The following is a 14,597-nucleotide window of genomic DNA, read 5'->3' on the forward strand; positions in this document are numbered from 1 at the left end:
GATCCAGTGTTTCGGTCATCGTCGATCCTTCCCACCAAGCTGAGCTCGGCGTGTCGAACCAAGGACCGGATCAACCGTTATTCAGACAGTCCCACATTGAGTGACCAGGGCGGGCGGGGAGTCATTGGTTGCGGGCAACCGGGATCCAGAGTTCTCCGGCTCCCGATGACCAGTCGGGTGTGTTTTCGGTGACGGTCAGAATTTCCGGGCCGGGGGTGATGTGGAAGGGGTGGGAGGGGAACCACTCGCTGAATGCGTCGGCCCAGAGTTGTTGTAGTGCTGGGGCGAGTGCGGTGTCGCTGCGTGTTTCGAAGACCGCCCATGTCGATGCGGGGACGCTGAGGGAGTCCAGGTCGGCCGGTATGGGGGCTGTGGTGGCGACGGCGAAGTAGTAGTCGAAGAGACCTCCGTCGGTTCGGTCGGCCTCGAAGCCATCGCTGATGAAGAGGATGTGGGGGAGTTCGGGCAGGTCGGCGTGTCGGCGGAGTTGTTCGCCGAATCCAGTGGGCATGGTCTGGTGGAACTGGGTCATGGCGGTGTTCTCGCCGTGGAATGTGAGGGGGATTCGCGTGGATTTGCCGATGATGTGGAATGCGGGCAGTTCGGTGATGCGGTAGTCCATGGTGCTCTTTCCTTCGATGGTCAGGTGAAATGCCAAGGGTGGTCTGGAGCGGAGGGTGGTCCCTGGCTTGCGGGCGTGGGATGGTGTGACCCCGTGCATGTCTCGGAATGCGCGAGTGAATGCGTCGCCGCTGTAGCCGTATTTGGTCGCGACGTCGAGCACCCCGATGCCGGCGAGAATGTCTGCTGCTGCCAACGACATTCGCCGTTGTCGGATGTATGCCGACAGTGGGATTCCGGCCAGTGCGGAGAACACGCGTCGAAAGTGATAGTCGGACGTGAGGGTGATGCGAGCGAGCTGTGCCGGGTCGATGTCGTGGTCGAGGTTGTCCTCGATGTAATCGAGTGCTGCATTCCATCGTTCGAGCATGTGCCGGTGGCCTTTCCTTCGTTCTGGTGACAACGATAGGGAGGCGGAGGCACGGATGGCTCGACTTTTCGAGCCCGGCTGGGTCGGGTTCAGATGGTGCGCACAGCCGACGTCGTCGTCGAGGTGGCAGAAGAGTTGGGTGCGACTCCGGCCCAGGTGGCGTTGGCATGGACGCTGCTGCATCCCGCCGTCGTCAGTTCGTTGGTCGGTGTGCGGACGGCAGAACAGTTGCGGCACAACATCGGTGCCCTCGATGTCGTCTTCGACGAGTCGCAGTTGATGCGGCTGCATTCGGTCAGCGCCATCGACATGGGGTTTCCGCACGAATTCCTGGCGCGTCCGATGGTCCGCGGGGTCACGAGCGGGCGGACGTCGGTGCGCCCACGCCCACTGCGGACCTGGTGATCGGACCTGGTGAGCAGTCGAATCAGGACGACGGTGATCGACGATAGGTCAACGGATCACCGTCGTGCACGACCGTGAAACGTGCCTTCTCCAGCACTCGTTGCGACGCGGCATTGCCGCGTGCGACTGTCGCAACCGACGCGAGGTTGCCCACGGTCTCGCGGGCCTGGCCCAGCATCCGTCCTGCGCAGCCGCGTCCCCAGTGCTCTGGATGCACCCAGTAGCCCACCTCGACGTGATCGGCGCGACGGATGAGGCTCAGCAGTCCGACCGGTACCGCGTCTTCGACGCCGATCGACCACATCGGCAGGTCGGGTGTATCGAGGTCCGTCGTCGCCAGTGCGCGGTTGAATCGACCATCGAAACAGGTTCTTGTCCAGGGTTTTCCGTCGCCCACCCACCGCATGACTGTGGCGTCCGAGGCCATCGAGTACAGGAATTCGGCATCCGTGGCGGCTGCCGGCCGTAGCCGGGTCGACGTCACAACCGCCGACCATCGATCGGTCGAGGGTCGGCCAACCGCAGTACGATGCACATGACCTGCAGACGATAGAGGCATCCGGATCCGACCGCCACCGAATACCCAAGGGAGCCCGATGAACCTGGCCGACTACGACGTCTTGAGCTTCGATTGCTATGGAACGTTGATCGATTGGGAGTCGGGGATCGGCGACGTGCTCGGCGCATGGGCTGCGGATGCAGGATCGCCGATGTCCGAAGACGAATTGCTCGCCGCCTATGCCCCCAACGAAGCACAGGCGCAGCAGGATTCACCGTCGATGCTCTATCCCGACATCCTGGCCGACGCATTCGGACGAACAGGCGACGCGCTCGGTATTCCGGTCACCCCGGAATGGTCAGGCAGACTCGCCGGTTCCGTTCCGGACTGGCCGGCCTTTCCGGACTCGGCGGACGCACTGGTATCACTCGCCGAGCACTACAAGCTGGTGATTCTGTCCAACGTGCACCGCGCGGGTTTTGCCGGTAGCAACCGTCGGCTCGGCGTTGAATTCGATGCCATCGTCACAGCCGAGGATGTGCACGCATACAAGCCGGCGGACAACCATTTCGATGCGCTCGACGCGATCCTCGACGACTTCGGTATGCCCAAATCACGTCTCCTGCACGTGGCACAGAGTCTGTTCCACGATCACGTCCCGGCGCGGCGTCACGGCCTTGCGTCGGTGTGGATCGATCGCAGACACGATCGGCCAGGGTGGGGCGCAACACCGGAGCCGAACGGCGACTACGGTTTTGCGGTGCAGTTCCCGAGCATGGCAGAGTTCGCCGACGCAGCCCGCGGGACGCACGGCAATGCGTAGGTTGAGCACCCTGGTCGGGTTGTGTCTCGGATTGATCGGTTCGCTCGGATACTTGCTGTGGGAGATCAGGCCGCGACGGGTCAACTACGCGTTCGTCGTGGACAGTTCGAGTTACATCCGCTCGTTGGGAATCACCTACACAACGGCGTTCGTTGTCTTCGGCCTACCCATCCTCGGCGCTGTTCTCGGCCTCGTTGTCGGTGTTCTGTTCACCAGAAAGCGACGCTGACGCTGTCGTTTCCGGGCGACTGCCCTACCAGTGCCATGCGTCGCCGCCGACGTTCTCGATGGTTCGTTGCAGGACGCGGATGGTGGTCGCGAAGTCGTCCTGACTGATTCCCTGCATGCGTTCGTCCTGCAGCATTCGTTGAATGTCCACGCCGCGGGCAAATCGTTGCTGACCTTCCGGTGTGAACTTCAGGCGTGAATCGGATTCGATGATCAAACCCTTCTCGGTAGCGGAGTCGATTGCGTCGACGATCGCTTCGGGCGTGTCGTTGTGTCCGATCGTGTCGATCGTCTTCGCTCGATCGGCACCAGCGGGATGCAGTGAAATCTGATGCAGGAGCCACCATTCGGCCTGGGTGATGCCGATGTCGCGGAGCACTCCGCGCGTTCGAGCGCGGACGGCCTCCCCGGCGCGGACGGTCCAGAAGCCGATGGGTTGCTTGTCGGGTGGTTGCATGGGGCGCTTTGTCGTCATGCATCGAACGGTAGAACCTGAACAATGCTTCAGGTCAAGAGACCGACTGGCCGGTAGAGTCTCGCGCGTGGACAGACCATCCGGCAGAGCGCTCGTCGCAGTGCTCGCCGGCGTCGGTGCGGCCACAGGGGCTGCGGCCGCAGTGGTGTGGCACGTTGCGATCACCGAACCGCCGGACACTCCTGGGACGGCACATCTGCGACCGAGCTGGTTCCCCGTGTCGCTGTATCTCGTTGCCGCCGGAGTGGCTCTGGCTCTGGTGGTGGCGTGGTTTCTCGTCGATTCCGGAATGCGCGTCGTCAGAGACCGTCAGTACAGTTCCGCCCACCTGTTCACGTTGCTGATCGTCGTCGGTGCCGCGCTGGGAGCGGGCAGCGCCTTCGCGTGGACGCACTGGCCGCCGCAGCGGTCGGAGGCGGACACCGCGGCTCCATTGCTCCCCACGTTGATGTTCGTGGACTCGGGTGACGAGCCAACGACTCCAGCATCCGACTACGGCTGGACTTCGATGGACATTCACACTGCAGACACGTACTTCTCGGACACGTATGTATCGGACCTGTACAGCACCGATACGTCGTACATCTCTCGCGGTGAGCCGGAGTCGACCTTCACCCCGATCATCGGCAGTCCGTGGACGGTGTTTCCCATCGGTGGTGCTGTGCTGGCCGGGGCTGCAGCATGGACCCTGTCGCTGAGGGATTTTCGGTTGACTGCGGTGTCGCGATCGGACCCGGATGCGCTCTAGCGAGCCCTACTCGTCCGTGCGCAGTTCGTCGACCAAGGTGAACAGCCTGCCCAGGTAGTCGCTGTGAAAGACCTCGGTGGCGCGGATCTTTGCGTTTCCGTCGAGTCCGAATTGAAGGTTGACGAGTTCGACTCCGATGGCGACGCGTCGAGCATCGAGGGTCTCGAGTTCGGCGGCGAGAGCATCGACCTTGGCCAGCGGAGACAGTTCGTCGGTCATATCGGAATCGTAGAGCTCAGCCGACGGCCGCGAGGAATTCGCTGTAGAACAATCCGAGCCCCAGCGCCGACGCGATGGCCGCGAACAGCCACAGTCGGATGATGACGGTTGTTTCCGCCCAGCCACCCAGCTCGAAGTGATGGTGGATCGGTGCCATCCGGAACGGCCGCTTGCCGGTGGACTTGAAGGACGCGACCTGGATGACCACCGACGCGCTCTCGGCGACGAAGAGGGCTCCGAAGACAACCGCGATCAGCTCGGTCTTGCTGACGACGGACAGGCCGGCGAGCAGACCACCGAGTGCCAGGGAGCCCGTGTCGCCCATGAAGATCTTGGCCGGTGCTGCGTTCCACCACAGGAATCCGATGCACGCTCCCGCGGCCGCCGCGCACACGACAGCGAGGTCGAGGGGATCACGCACCTGGTAGCACCCGGCCACCGAATTGGTGGCGCACGATTGCCGGTACTGCCAGAACGTCATCACCGTGTAGGCGCCGAGGACGAGGGTCATCGAGCCCGCCGCCAAACCGTCGAGCCCGTCGGTGAGGTTGACGGCATTGGACCAGGCAACGACGAGGAACACACAGAACAGCACGAAGACGATCGGGGCCATCGTGAAGAAGGTCGATTGCCGGACCAGTGACAGTTCGACGTTGCCCGGCGTCAGCCCGTTGCCGTTGCGAAACTGCAGTGCCAGGACCGCGAAGATCACCGCGGCACTGATCTGCCCGACGTATTTTCCGGTGGCTTTGAGGCCGAGGCTTCGTTTCATGCGGAGCTTGATGTAGTCGTCGAGGAAGCCGACGATGCCGAGGGCGGTCGCGAGACCGAGGATCAACAGCGCCGATGCCGACGGCCCGTCGCCACCCATCGCCACGAGGTGGGAACCGAGGTAGCCGGCCCACAGACCCACGATGATGGCGACGCCGCCCATCGTCGGCGTTCCTCGCTTGGCTTGGTGGCTCGCCGGGCCTTCGACGCGAATCTCCTGGCCGAAGCCCTGCCGGGTGAACAGCGCGATGAGAAATGGCGTCAACAGAATCGAGACCGCCAATGCGATTCCACCGGCGACGAGAATGTTGATCATGCGTTGAAGCCCACTCTTCCTCTGTGCTGCGGTTGCCCACCGGGTGCTACCGAGCACCGCGGGATACTGTGCCAAACGAATCGGCAAAAGTCGCATTGCGTGACGAAGGTGTTACTCACAGTTGATACGTACCGGGAGGCACACCGACCAATTCGGTGAACTCGCGGGCGAAATGCGCCTGGTCGAACCAGCCGTACCGCGCGGCCAGTTCCGCCAGCGACCCGCTGTATCCGTTGTCGAGATCACTGAGTGCGTCGTGAATCCGATATCGGCCCAGAACCCACTTGGGCGTCGCACCGACATAACGCTCGAACATCCGCTGTAGCCGACGAGTCCCGATGCCACATCTGTCCTCCACCTGGCCGACGCGTATCAGCGTCCGATCACCGAGCATCGTGCCGATGACATCCAAGACGATCTCGTACTCCGGCTCGACATCGTGGGCGTAGGGCTCGAGAACCGCGTCGACGACGGTTCGGCAGTGGTTGGCATCGTGCTGTGCGTCCAGTTGCGTCAACGCGGTGACGGTCTCCGATCGAAAGGGGGTGGGCGGAGCTACTGGGACGTCGCGCAGAGTTCGGGCCACGGTTCCGGTGAAGCTCGCGTAGCCGCCGGGTCGGAACTTGACGCCGAACACCCACCCGGACTCGGCGAGTTCGACGTCGAACCGTCGGGTCAGCACTCCTGTGACGACCACCGGCTCGGTGACACCTGCGCGGGTCCAGCCGTGCTCGACGCTGAGCGTGCATGCCGGGTGGGGCAGGGTCGAGCTGCGATACGAGGTGCCCGACGGCAGATCCCACCGAAGTTGCCAGTAGTTCTCGACCCACGGTTCCAACGACGCCGCACACGGCAGCCGGACCAGGTCGACATACTGCGCCAGCTGATCCGGTCGCAGGACGCCGGCGTGGGTGGCTGTCGCATTTTTCCTATCCGGCACGGGCGTCAGTGTAGGAGTCTGGTCCGACACCTTCGAGAAACGATCGACGCTGTCGAGGAGAAACACCATGAACGATGCACCCGTGGCAACCCTGAAGATGGTCACGCTGGACTGCGGAGATCCCGAGGCCAGCGCGACGTTCTGGTCTGCGCTACTCGGCTGGACCGTCGTCCACGCGGAGAAGGATTACGCGATGCTGCAGGGGCCCTCCAGCGCGCTCGGATTCGGACGCGTGGAGAATTATCAGCGGCCGGAGTGGCCGAACACGAAGGGCAGCAAACAGTTTCACTTCGATCTCGCGGTCGACGATCTGGATGCGGCCGCGAAAGCCGCAGTGCAGTTGGGTGCAACTGTGCCCGACGAGCAACCGGGTGAGACCTGGCGTGTGCTGTTGGATCCGGCCGGGCATCCGTTTTGCCTGACAAATGCCGCGAACTGGGGCTGACGTGGCTACCCTTGTCCGGGTGAAACCACGTCTGGCAGGAATCGAAATCGTCGTCGCCGATATGGCAGTTGCATTGGCGTTCTACCGCGTTCTGGGACTGGACATTCCGGCCGAGGCCGATGCCGAGCAACATGTGGAGGTCGACCTCGGTGGGGTTCGGTTGTTGTTCGACCTACCCTCGACGATCACCTCGTTCGATCCGACGTGGACCGCGCCCAGCGGAGGCCACCGCGTCGCGCTGGCATTCGACTGCGGCACGGCCGCCGGAGTCGATGCCGCGTGGGCCGTAGTGACCGACGCGGGGTACACAGGGCACCTGCAGCCGTGGGATGCGTTCTGGGGGCAGCGTTATGCCGTCGTGCACGATCCCGACGGCACCACCGTCGATCTGTACGCGAACGTGTGACCGGTCAGCTCACCGGAGCGATGATCTGAATCAGGTTGCCGCAGGTGTCGTCGAACACGGCGGTGATCACCGGGCCCATCTCGGTGGGCTCCTGAGTGAAGCTGACACCCAGTCCGACAAGCTCGGTGCCCTCCGGCTCCTGAGGAGATACGACCGTGAGCCAGCGATCTGTTCCGCCCATGGGAATGTCGTGCTTGACCACCAAGCCCAGTACGTCGGTGTAGAACGCCAGTGCCTTGTCTTGATCGTCGACGAACACACTGGTGATGTTGATTCTCATTGCGGCCCCTCGCCTGTGGGCCCGCCGGTCAGTTCGACGGCGACGTCGAGGTGGCCGAGATGGCGGGCGTATTCCTGCAGTACATGAAAGCAGATCCAGATCAGGGTGGGCTGTTCTTCGGTGAATCGTCCACCCAGGGTGGCCACGTCGTCCATGCGATGAGACCGCAGCACCTGCTCGGTCAGTCGAGCGCCGTCGTCGAGGCGCGCGAGCAATGCCGCCGCCGGCACGTCGGTCGGCACATGCCAGGATCCGTCCTTCTTGTCCCCCCACGGATCGTCGACGGCGCGCCCGAGGAACCCCCAGACGAACCAGCGCTGTTCCATGTACACAAGATGGATGAGCATCTCGAGGGGAGTCCACTGCGACGGCACAGCCGACGTGGCCAGCGCGTCGTCACTCAACGCGGCGATCCGCCGGGCGAGCTCACCGCGGTAGAAGCGGAGGTACTCGACGAACAGGTCGGCGGGATCGGACAAGGAGGACTCGGGCTCCGGGAACGTCGTCAGCTGTGCCATGGGTCCTTCGTATCGGGTGGTGGGCTGCGTGTCCATTCTGTGGATGCGAAATCGGGATGAGGGCCGCGATCGAGAATTGTGGACACTCAGCTCACTGCTCGCGCTCCGTCGGCGCGGCAGACTCAGCCAAACAACAGCAGCGCGGCCAGGGTGAGCATCATGATTCCGATACCGAGATCGAGGACCCGCCACGCCGTCGGCCGCGCGAACAGGGGGCTGAGCACGCGCGATCCGTATCCGAGAGCGGTGAACCAGAGCACGCTGCCCAGCACGGCACCGAGGGCGAACCACCACCGAAGCTCGCCCGGCTGCCGGTTACCGATGGACCCGAGAAATACGACGGTATCGAGGTAGACGTGCGGGTTGAGCCACGTCAACGCGAGACACGTTGCGACAGCGGCGATCAGCGAGCCCCCACCGCCGCCGTCGGTGGTCATCGCCGCTGGGGTGCGGGCGCGGTTCAGCGCCATCACTCCGTAGACGAAGAGGAACAGCGCTCCGAGCACGGTGACGACGCGTAACGCCAGCGGAAACCGGTCCACGAGGACGCCGATGCCCGCCACCCCGGCGACGATCAGCACGGCGTCGGACAGCGCGCACACCGCAACCACCGGGAACACATGGGTGCGTTGCAGGCCCTTGCGCAGGACGAACGCGTTCTGCGCACCGATGGCGACGATAAGGGACAGGCCGACTCCCAATCCGGTCAACGTCGATTGTGCTGCGGCAAGCGAGGTCATGCTGTTCACGCTAGGAGGCGACCAGCATTAGAGCCAGCGAATGTTTTTCACTATCGGTAAGTGTAACTTCATATTGTGGAGATCGAGCAGCTCAGAGCGCTGACAGCAGTAGTCGACGGTGGAACTTTCGAGGCTGCCGCACGTGCATTGCATGTGACCCCGTCGGCAGTAAGCCAGAGAATCAAGTCGCTCGAAGCGTCGTTGGGGCGCACCCTGGTGCAGCGGACGAAACCGGTGGTGGCCACCCAGTCGGGTGCCGCGGTACTACGCCTGGCTCGTCAGATCGATACGCTCACGGATCAGACGAGGGCCGAGCTCAACGACGACGGCGTCTCGGCCCCCATTTCGATTGCCGTCAATGCCGATTCGATGGCGACGTGGGTGCTGCCTGCGCTCGCGCCACTCGCCGGTACGACGACCTTCGATCTGCATCGTCAGGACCAGGACCGCACGGCCCAGCTCCTGCACGACGGAATCGTCTCTGCTGCAATCACATCGGTGTCCGAACCGGTCCGTGGGTGTACCGTCCGATCCCTCGGCGCCATGCGCTACCGGCCGTCGGCCACCGAAAAGTTCATCGAGCGATGGTTCGGTGCCGGCACGACGATCGAGGCACTGAGCACCGCACCGGTGGTGGTGTTCGATGCCGACGACCGATTGCAGGACAACTACTTACGGCACCGAGGCGTCGATTCGCACACTCCGCCCCGTCACCTCGTCCCGGCGTCCTCGGATTACGCGCGGGCGGTGGAACTCGGCTTCGGCTGGGGCATGATCCCGGACCTCCAGAACTGTGACTCGCTGACGTGCTTCGACGCCGACGGCATCGAAGACGTTCAGCTGTACTGGCAGCAGTGGTCGCTGTCCTCGCCTGCACTGCAGCGAGCGGCCGACGCCGTGGCAGCCGCGGCAGCGACCGTGCTGCGGTAAGTCACGCCGGACTGTCGTTCGGAACGATGTCGGGCTGCCCATCGCCGACGGGATCCAGAATCGCCGCCGCGCGGGCACCCCACCGCTCGTGCGCCGATTGACGAGACATGCCGACCGCCTGGCCGATGATCGCCCACGTCGCACCCTGAACGCGCAGCACCACAACGGTTTCGATGCCGTCGAGCCCCGCCGCCAGTTGCACACGAAGACTCAACAGATGCCACGCGAGGCTCCGCCGTGCAGGCAGGTCGGTCGACTGCTCGGCCTCCCATTCCGGTGTGCCCGGCAGTGGGCCGGTGCCGATGATCTCGTCGGCAATGCGACCGGCCTCGGTGGCTGCGGCCGTCACGACAGCCCGTGTTGCCGCAGTGATATCGGCCTCGGCGGCCAGCTCGATCGGATCCATGATCCACCTCCTATGTCAGGTTGATCCTGACAGAAGGTTACGGCTGGTGTCAAGGATTACCTGACGCGGTGGGTCAGAGCCGACTCAGCACCCGATCGATCGACTCGATTGCCTGTGTCAGTTCGGCTTCGGTGACTGTCAGTGCCGGCCGGAATCGCACTGCCGCGTCGCCGCAGCCGAGCGCGAGTACGTGCTCCTCGGTGCGCAGCAGTTCGATCACTCGGTCGCGGGTCGTAGCGTCGGGCAGGGAGAAGGCGCACATGAGTCCGCGTCCACGAACCTCGGAGACCATCTCATGTCGAGTTGCCAACTCCTGCAACTGCTTCAGCAGCACTGTTCCGAGTTGGCCGGCGCGTTCGATGAGGTTCTCGGCTTCGACGACCTCCAATATTCGACGCGATCGCACCATGTCGGTGAGGCTGCCACCCCACGTCGAGTTGATTCTGGAGCTGACGGCGAACACGTGGTCGTCGATGTCGTCGACGCGACCGCCCGCCATCACGCCGCAGACCTGGACCTTCTTACCGAAGGCGACCACATCCGGGACGACGTCGAGCTGCTGGAAAGCCCATGCGGTGCCGGTCATTCCGGCTCCGGTCTGCACCTCGTCCATGACGAACAGTGCGTCGAACTCGTGGCAGAGTGCGCGCAGCTTCTGCAGGAAGCGGGGGCGGAAGTGGTGATCCCCGCCCTCGCCCTGGATGGGTTCGATGATGGCGCAGGCGATGTCGTGCGGATTGGCTTCGAAGGCCAGCCGCGCGGCCGTCAACGATGCGTCTTCGAGCTCGTCCATGTTCGCGTCGGATCTGATGAACGGGGACGGAATTCGGGGCCAGTCGAATTTCGGGAAGCGCGCGACCTTGTTCGGATCGGTGTTGGTGAGGGACATCGTGTACCCGGTGCGCCCGTGGAACGCGTGCTCGAAGTGCATCACCTGCGAGCCCAGGGACGGATCGATTCCCTTGCGCTCGTTCCACCGGGACTTCCAGTCGAATGCCACCTTCAATGCGTTCTCCACCGCCAACGCACCGCCCTCGACGAAGAAGAGGTGCGGTAGCCGAGCATCGCCCAGCACCCGGGCGAACGTGTCGACGAAACGTGCCATCGGCACGGTGTAGATGTCGGAGTTGCTGGGTTTGTTCATCGCCGCCTGCAGCAGGTCGGCCCGGAAATCCGGATCGTCGATCAGAGCGGGGTGGTTCATACCCAGGGCATTGGACGCGAAGAAGGTGAACAGATCCAGGTAGCGGGTGCCGTCTCGGGCGTCGACCAGGGTGGACCCGGTGGAGGCATCGAGGTCCAGGACCAGCTCGAAACCGTCGGCCAGTAGGTGTTCACCGATCACGCCGCGGGCGGTCGAGGCGTCGATGGGCACTCCGGTGCGCTGTAATACTTGCGTCATGATGACGAACATACGCGTTAATATTCCGTAAGCAAGACCATTAGGCAGGAAATAATGCGGTTGTAACCCCCGTCGGTAGGCTTATGTCCGACGGTTCGATTCTCTCCACGGAAGGTGTACGCGCATGTCTGCATCCATCACCCACGACGAGCTGAGTGTGCGTACGCGCGCCATTCTCGACCGGCTGGGTGCGACGATCGCGCTCGACGTGCCGGCCGGTCCCGACGCGATCACCGCGAGATCGCCGATCACCGGCGGAAATCTGGCGTCGCTGGCATCGGCCTCTGCCGCAGACGTCGACGGTGTCATCGCGGACGCAGCTGCGGCGTTCGTCTCGTGGTCGCAGGTGCCGGCACCGGCGCGGGGTCAGGTGATCCGAGAACTCGGGGAACTGCTGCGTACGCACAAGGAGGACCTCGGCGCGTTGGTCTCCATCGAGGCCGGAAAGATCGTGTCCGAGGGGCTCGGGGAAGTGCAGGAGATGATCGACATCTGCGACTTCGCCGTCGGACTGTCACGCCAGCTGTACGGCAACACCATCGCCACCGAGCGGCCCGGGCATCGCATGATGGAGCAATGGCATCCGCTCGGTGTCGTCGGCGTCATCACGGCGTTCAATTTCCCTGTCGCGGTGTGGAGTTGGAACACGGCGTTGGCGTTGGTGGCGGGCGACACCGTGATCTGGAAGCCGTCGGAGAAGACCCCGCTGACTGCCGTCGGCGTGCAGGCTCTGTTCGAGCGTGCTGCTGCCGCTGCAGGTGTGGATCCCAAGATCGCTCAGTTGGTGATCGGGGACCGAGCGTCCGGTGAAGCGCTGGTGGACGATTCGCGTGTTGCTCTGGTGTCGGCAACCGGTTCGACCAGGATGGGCAAGGCTGTTGCGCCGCGGGTTGCGCAGCGATTCGGGCGCGTGCTGCTCGAACTCGGCGGCAACAACGCGGCGATCGTCACGCCGTCGGCAGACCTCGATCTCACGACGCGCGGGCTGGTGTTCTCGGCTGCGGGTACGGCCGGCCAGCGGTGCACCTCGCTCCGACGCGTCATCGCGCATTCCTCGGTTGCGGACGAACTGGTGGCCAAGTTGGTCGCGGCGTACGAGACGCTGTCCATCGGATCTCCCTTGGAGAGTGACACTTTGGTGGGACCGCTCATCGACGCGGGCGCGTTCGCCGGCTATCAGAAGGCGCTCGAGGCTGCCAGGTCCGACGGCGGAACGGTGGTGGTCGGCGGTGAGCGCGTGAATGTCGTCGACGAGTATTCGTACTACGTGCAGCCCGCGATCGTGACGATGCCCGCCCAGACCGACATCGTCAAGCACGAGACGTTCGCGCCCATCCTGTACGTGCTCACCTACGACACCCTCGACGAGGCCATCGCCCTGCAAAACGATGTGCCGCAGGGACTTTCGTCATCGATCTTCACTACCGACCTGCGTGAAGCGGAACGCTTTCTGTCGGCTGCGGGATCGGACTGCGGCATCGCGAACGTCAACATCGGTCCCTCCGGTGCCGAGATCGGCGGTGCTTTCGGCGGCGAGAAGGAAACCGGTGGCGGACGCGAATCAGGTTCGGACGCATGGAAGGCCTACATGCGCCGGGCGACGAACACGGTCAACTATTCCAACGAACTGCCCCTGGCGCAGGGAGTGAAATTCGGCTGACGGCATGATCGGCAGTATGAAAGTACTGTCGATGCTCTTGGCCGGTTTCGTTCTCGGCTATGCCATCAGTGACATCGGCTCCGTCGAGTCGCTGCTGAACGGCACAGCGGAATTCGGGTCGTTCTGGTCGATTGTCAACGGGCTCACAGTAGTTGCCGTCGCTGCCTGTGGGACGGCGGTCGCCGCGGCCCGGGCCAGTGCACCAACTGCAACCATCGTGGCGATGGCAGCGCTGCTCGTCGTGGTGTTCCAGACCGTCGGAATGGTGCCCGGCTTACTCGGGCACTGGGCTGCTGCAGTGGGCACCGGTGTGCTGCTGGGTGCGGCCGCACTTTTGTCGGGACACCACCGTGGTGCACAGGCCGCCCTGGGTGTCTCGGTTGTGGGCGCCGGGTTGCTGGGCTATTGGCTCGATGCGCTGATGCAGGCGAACGACGGTCCCGTCTTCGTCTGGGATGTGGTCGGTGCCGAGGACGATGTGGCTCCCGAGCGCGCGATCGTCATGGTGATCGCTGCAGTGGCCGCGGCAGTCACGTTGTTCCTGGCACGCCGCCACGAGGTGGTGCAGCCACCCGAGACCCCGCGGATTCTGCTCGTCGGCCTGGCGCTGCCCGTCGTGGCAAGCGTCCTGAGCTGGATTGCGGCAGATGCCGATACGCGGAGCGTCGATGGCTCGGGGCTCTCGTCGGTATGACGGCTGCCGCGGTGCTGGCGTCGTTGCTACTTCCTGGGCGCGACGGACGCCTGCTGCTGGTGCTGTTCGCAGTGTCGGCGACGGCCCTGGGCACCTCCGGCTTCGCCGCGGGAGATGCCGTTCGGTTGTGCGCGAGCGCGGCACTGTTGGTCGTGGGAGCCGGGATCGGTTACCGGTGGCCGCAGCTGTACATCGGGCTGGGCGGCCTGTTCGTCATCGCTGCTACGAGCCTGACGGAGAACTACGTCGACATTCCGATCGTCTCGCAGTTCGGCCTGCCGCTCGTGGCGGCCTATGTTCTGGTCTCCGCACTGGCGACGTCGCCCGGATCTCTGGCGATCTCACTGCCGGCGGTGTTCGTCATGGCCCTGCCCGTGACCGTGGTGTCCGCCGGCTACACGCCGTCGTTGTCCATGGATGAATCCGTCATCTCACGCACAAGCGAGCCCGACCACCTGGTGCTGTCGGTGGCCGGGCTCGTGGTTCTTGCTGTGGTGACGGGTGCCGCTGTTCTGCTGGCGCGTCGCTCACCCGTCGTGGGGGGGGGGGGGGGGGGGGGGGGGGGGGGGCGGGCGGGGGGGGGGGGGGGGGGGGGGGGGGGGGGGGCGGCGGGCGGGGGGGGGGGGGGGGCTGGTGAGGTTAAGATACGACCGGGGAGGGGGGGTGGAGTAGGCAGGCCCGACAAACACCCACGAGCCCGC

At 64.3% G+C, this 14,597-nt stretch carries 20 protein-coding genes; 9 read left to right on the top strand and 11 right to left on the bottom strand.

The genetic code is table 11. The features are described from left to right. Positions 1-121 precede the first annotated feature (121 nt). Complete coding sequence (locus tag AB0O58_RS26315) at positions 122-991, bottom strand: AraC family transcriptional regulator (RefSeq protein ID WP_366239017.1); 870 nt, start codon at positions 989-991, stop codon at positions 122-124. 93 nt (positions 992-1,084) lie between these two features. Between AB0O58_RS26315 and AB0O58_RS26320 the strand changes: the two genes are divergently transcribed. After that, complete coding sequence (locus AB0O58_RS26320) at positions 1,085-1,396, top strand: aldo/keto reductase (RefSeq protein WP_032371435.1); 312 nt, start codon at positions 1,085-1,087, stop codon at positions 1,394-1,396. A 22-nt stretch (positions 1,397-1,418) separates the two neighbouring features. On the opposite strand, the gene AB0O58_RS26325 is transcribed toward AB0O58_RS26320, so the two are convergent. After that, entirely contained in the window at positions 1,419-1,880 is a 462-nt protein-coding gene (locus AB0O58_RS26325; protein ID WP_052074001.1) for a GNAT family N-acetyltransferase, read from the bottom strand. Positions 1,881-1,992: 112 nt separating this feature from the next. On the opposite strand from AB0O58_RS26325, the gene AB0O58_RS26330 reads away from it, so the two are divergent. After that, complete coding sequence (locus AB0O58_RS26330) at positions 1,993-2,718, top strand: HAD-IA family hydrolase (protein ID WP_366239018.1); 726 nt, start codon at positions 1,993-1,995, stop codon at positions 2,716-2,718. Next, a complete protein-coding gene (locus AB0O58_RS26335) occupies positions 2,711-2,947 on the top strand; it encodes a hypothetical protein (RefSeq protein ID WP_032371437.1) in 237 nt (78 codons plus the stop codon). The genes AB0O58_RS26330 and AB0O58_RS26335 overlap by 8 nt, the downstream gene beginning before the upstream one ends. A 24-nt stretch (positions 2,948-2,971) precedes the next feature. Here AB0O58_RS26335 and AB0O58_RS26340 read toward each other — a convergent pair whose 3' ends face one another. Next, a complete protein-coding gene (locus AB0O58_RS26340) occupies positions 2,972-3,421 on the bottom strand; it encodes a MarR family winged helix-turn-helix transcriptional regulator (protein ID WP_222063361.1) in 450 nt (149 codons plus the stop codon). Between the two features lie 67 nt (positions 3,422-3,488). Between AB0O58_RS26340 and AB0O58_RS26345 the strand changes: the two genes are divergently transcribed. Next, the gene (locus tag AB0O58_RS26345; protein WP_366239019.1) at positions 3,489-4,169 is read left to right on the top strand and encodes a hypothetical protein; all 681 of its coding nucleotides are present in this window, start codon (positions 3,489-3,491) and stop codon (positions 4,167-4,169) included. A 6-nt stretch (positions 4,170-4,175) separates the two neighbouring features. On the opposite strand, the gene AB0O58_RS26350 is transcribed toward AB0O58_RS26345, so the two are convergent. The 3 genes from AB0O58_RS26350 to AB0O58_RS26360 all read right to left on the bottom strand — a co-directional run bounded on the left by AB0O58_RS26350 (position 4,176) and on the right by AB0O58_RS26360 (position 6,415). Continuing rightward, positions 4,176-4,388 carry a hypothetical protein gene (locus AB0O58_RS26350; RefSeq protein ID WP_027494940.1) on the bottom strand — a complete coding sequence of 71 codons (213 nt, stop codon included), beginning with the start codon at positions 4,386-4,388 and terminating at the stop codon, positions 4,176-4,178. Between the two features lie 16 nt (positions 4,389-4,404). Then, a complete protein-coding gene (gene mraY / locus AB0O58_RS26355) occupies positions 4,405-5,475 on the bottom strand; it encodes a phospho-N-acetylmuramoyl-pentapeptide-transferase (protein ID WP_027494939.1) in 1,071 nt (356 codons plus the stop codon). A gap of 115 nt (positions 5,476-5,590) precedes the next feature. Then, a complete protein-coding gene (locus tag AB0O58_RS26360) occupies positions 5,591-6,415 on the bottom strand; it encodes a helix-turn-helix transcriptional regulator (protein WP_366239020.1) in 825 nt (274 codons plus the stop codon). A 67-nt stretch (positions 6,416-6,482) separates the two neighbouring features. Between AB0O58_RS26360 and AB0O58_RS26365 the strand changes: the two genes are divergently transcribed. Both AB0O58_RS26365 and AB0O58_RS26370 read left to right on the top strand, forming a co-directional pair. After that, positions 6,483-6,860, top strand: a complete 378-nt coding sequence (locus AB0O58_RS26365) for a VOC family protein (protein ID WP_032367582.1) — start codon at positions 6,483-6,485, stop codon at positions 6,858-6,860. A 19-nt stretch (positions 6,861-6,879) separates the two neighbouring features. Beyond that, the gene (locus AB0O58_RS26370) at positions 6,880-7,266 is read left to right on the top strand and encodes a VOC family protein (RefSeq protein WP_366239021.1); all 387 of its coding nucleotides are present in this window, start codon (positions 6,880-6,882) and stop codon (positions 7,264-7,266) included. Positions 7,267-7,270: 4 nt separating this feature from the next. Here AB0O58_RS26370 and AB0O58_RS26375 read toward each other — a convergent pair whose 3' ends face one another. From AB0O58_RS26375 to AB0O58_RS26385, 3 genes are all read right to left on the bottom strand, one after another. Continuing rightward, positions 7,271-7,546 carry a VOC family protein gene (locus tag AB0O58_RS26375; protein ID WP_366239022.1) on the bottom strand — a complete coding sequence of 92 codons (276 nt, stop codon included), beginning with the start codon at positions 7,544-7,546 and terminating at the stop codon, positions 7,271-7,273. After that, positions 7,543-8,064 (bottom strand): DUF664 domain-containing protein, encoded by a 522-nt coding sequence (locus AB0O58_RS26380; protein WP_032367951.1) that lies wholly within the window; start codon positions 8,062-8,064, stop codon positions 7,543-7,545. The genes AB0O58_RS26375 and AB0O58_RS26380 overlap by 4 nt, the downstream gene beginning before the upstream one ends. A 122-nt stretch (positions 8,065-8,186) precedes the next feature. Further along, positions 8,187-8,804, bottom strand: a complete 618-nt coding sequence (locus tag AB0O58_RS26385) for a LysE/ArgO family amino acid transporter (protein ID WP_032367950.1) — start codon at positions 8,802-8,804, stop codon at positions 8,187-8,189. Positions 8,805-8,879: 75 nt separating this feature from the next. Here AB0O58_RS26385 and AB0O58_RS26390 point away from each other — a divergent pair, with 75 nt between their 5' ends. Next, on the top strand, positions 8,880-9,734 hold the full coding sequence (locus AB0O58_RS26390; protein ID WP_366239023.1) for a LysR family transcriptional regulator ArgP: 855 nt from the start codon (positions 8,880-8,882) through the stop codon (positions 9,732-9,734). 1 nt (position 9,735) lies between these two features. Here AB0O58_RS26390 and AB0O58_RS26395 read toward each other — a convergent pair whose 3' ends face one another. Together AB0O58_RS26395 and lat are read right to left on the bottom strand one after the other, a co-directional pair. Beyond that, on the bottom strand, positions 9,736-10,140 hold the full coding sequence (locus AB0O58_RS26395; protein ID WP_027494931.1) for a hypothetical protein: 405 nt from the start codon (positions 10,138-10,140) through the stop codon (positions 9,736-9,738). 73 nt (positions 10,141-10,213) lie between these two features. Next, a complete protein-coding gene (gene lat / locus AB0O58_RS26400; protein ID WP_094693101.1) occupies positions 10,214-11,542 on the bottom strand; it encodes an L-lysine 6-transaminase in 1,329 nt (442 codons plus the stop codon). A gap of 124 nt (positions 11,543-11,666) precedes the next feature. On the opposite strand from lat, the gene AB0O58_RS26405 reads away from it, so the two are divergent. Both AB0O58_RS26405 and AB0O58_RS26410 read left to right on the top strand, forming a co-directional pair. Next, on the top strand, positions 11,667-13,202 hold the full coding sequence (locus AB0O58_RS26405) for an aldehyde dehydrogenase family protein (RefSeq protein WP_366239024.1): 1,536 nt from the start codon (positions 11,667-11,669) through the stop codon (positions 13,200-13,202). Positions 13,203-13,218: 16 nt separating this feature from the next. Continuing rightward, a complete protein-coding gene (locus AB0O58_RS26410; RefSeq protein WP_366239025.1) occupies positions 13,219-13,896 on the top strand; it encodes a hypothetical protein in 678 nt (225 codons plus the stop codon). Positions 13,897-14,597 lie beyond the last annotated feature (701 nt).

This window comes from Rhodococcus sp. NPDC080181 (genome assembly GCF_040702225.1).
GTDB classification, from domain to species: Bacteria; Actinomycetota; Actinomycetes; order Mycobacteriales; family Mycobacteriaceae; genus Rhodococcoides; species Rhodococcoides fascians.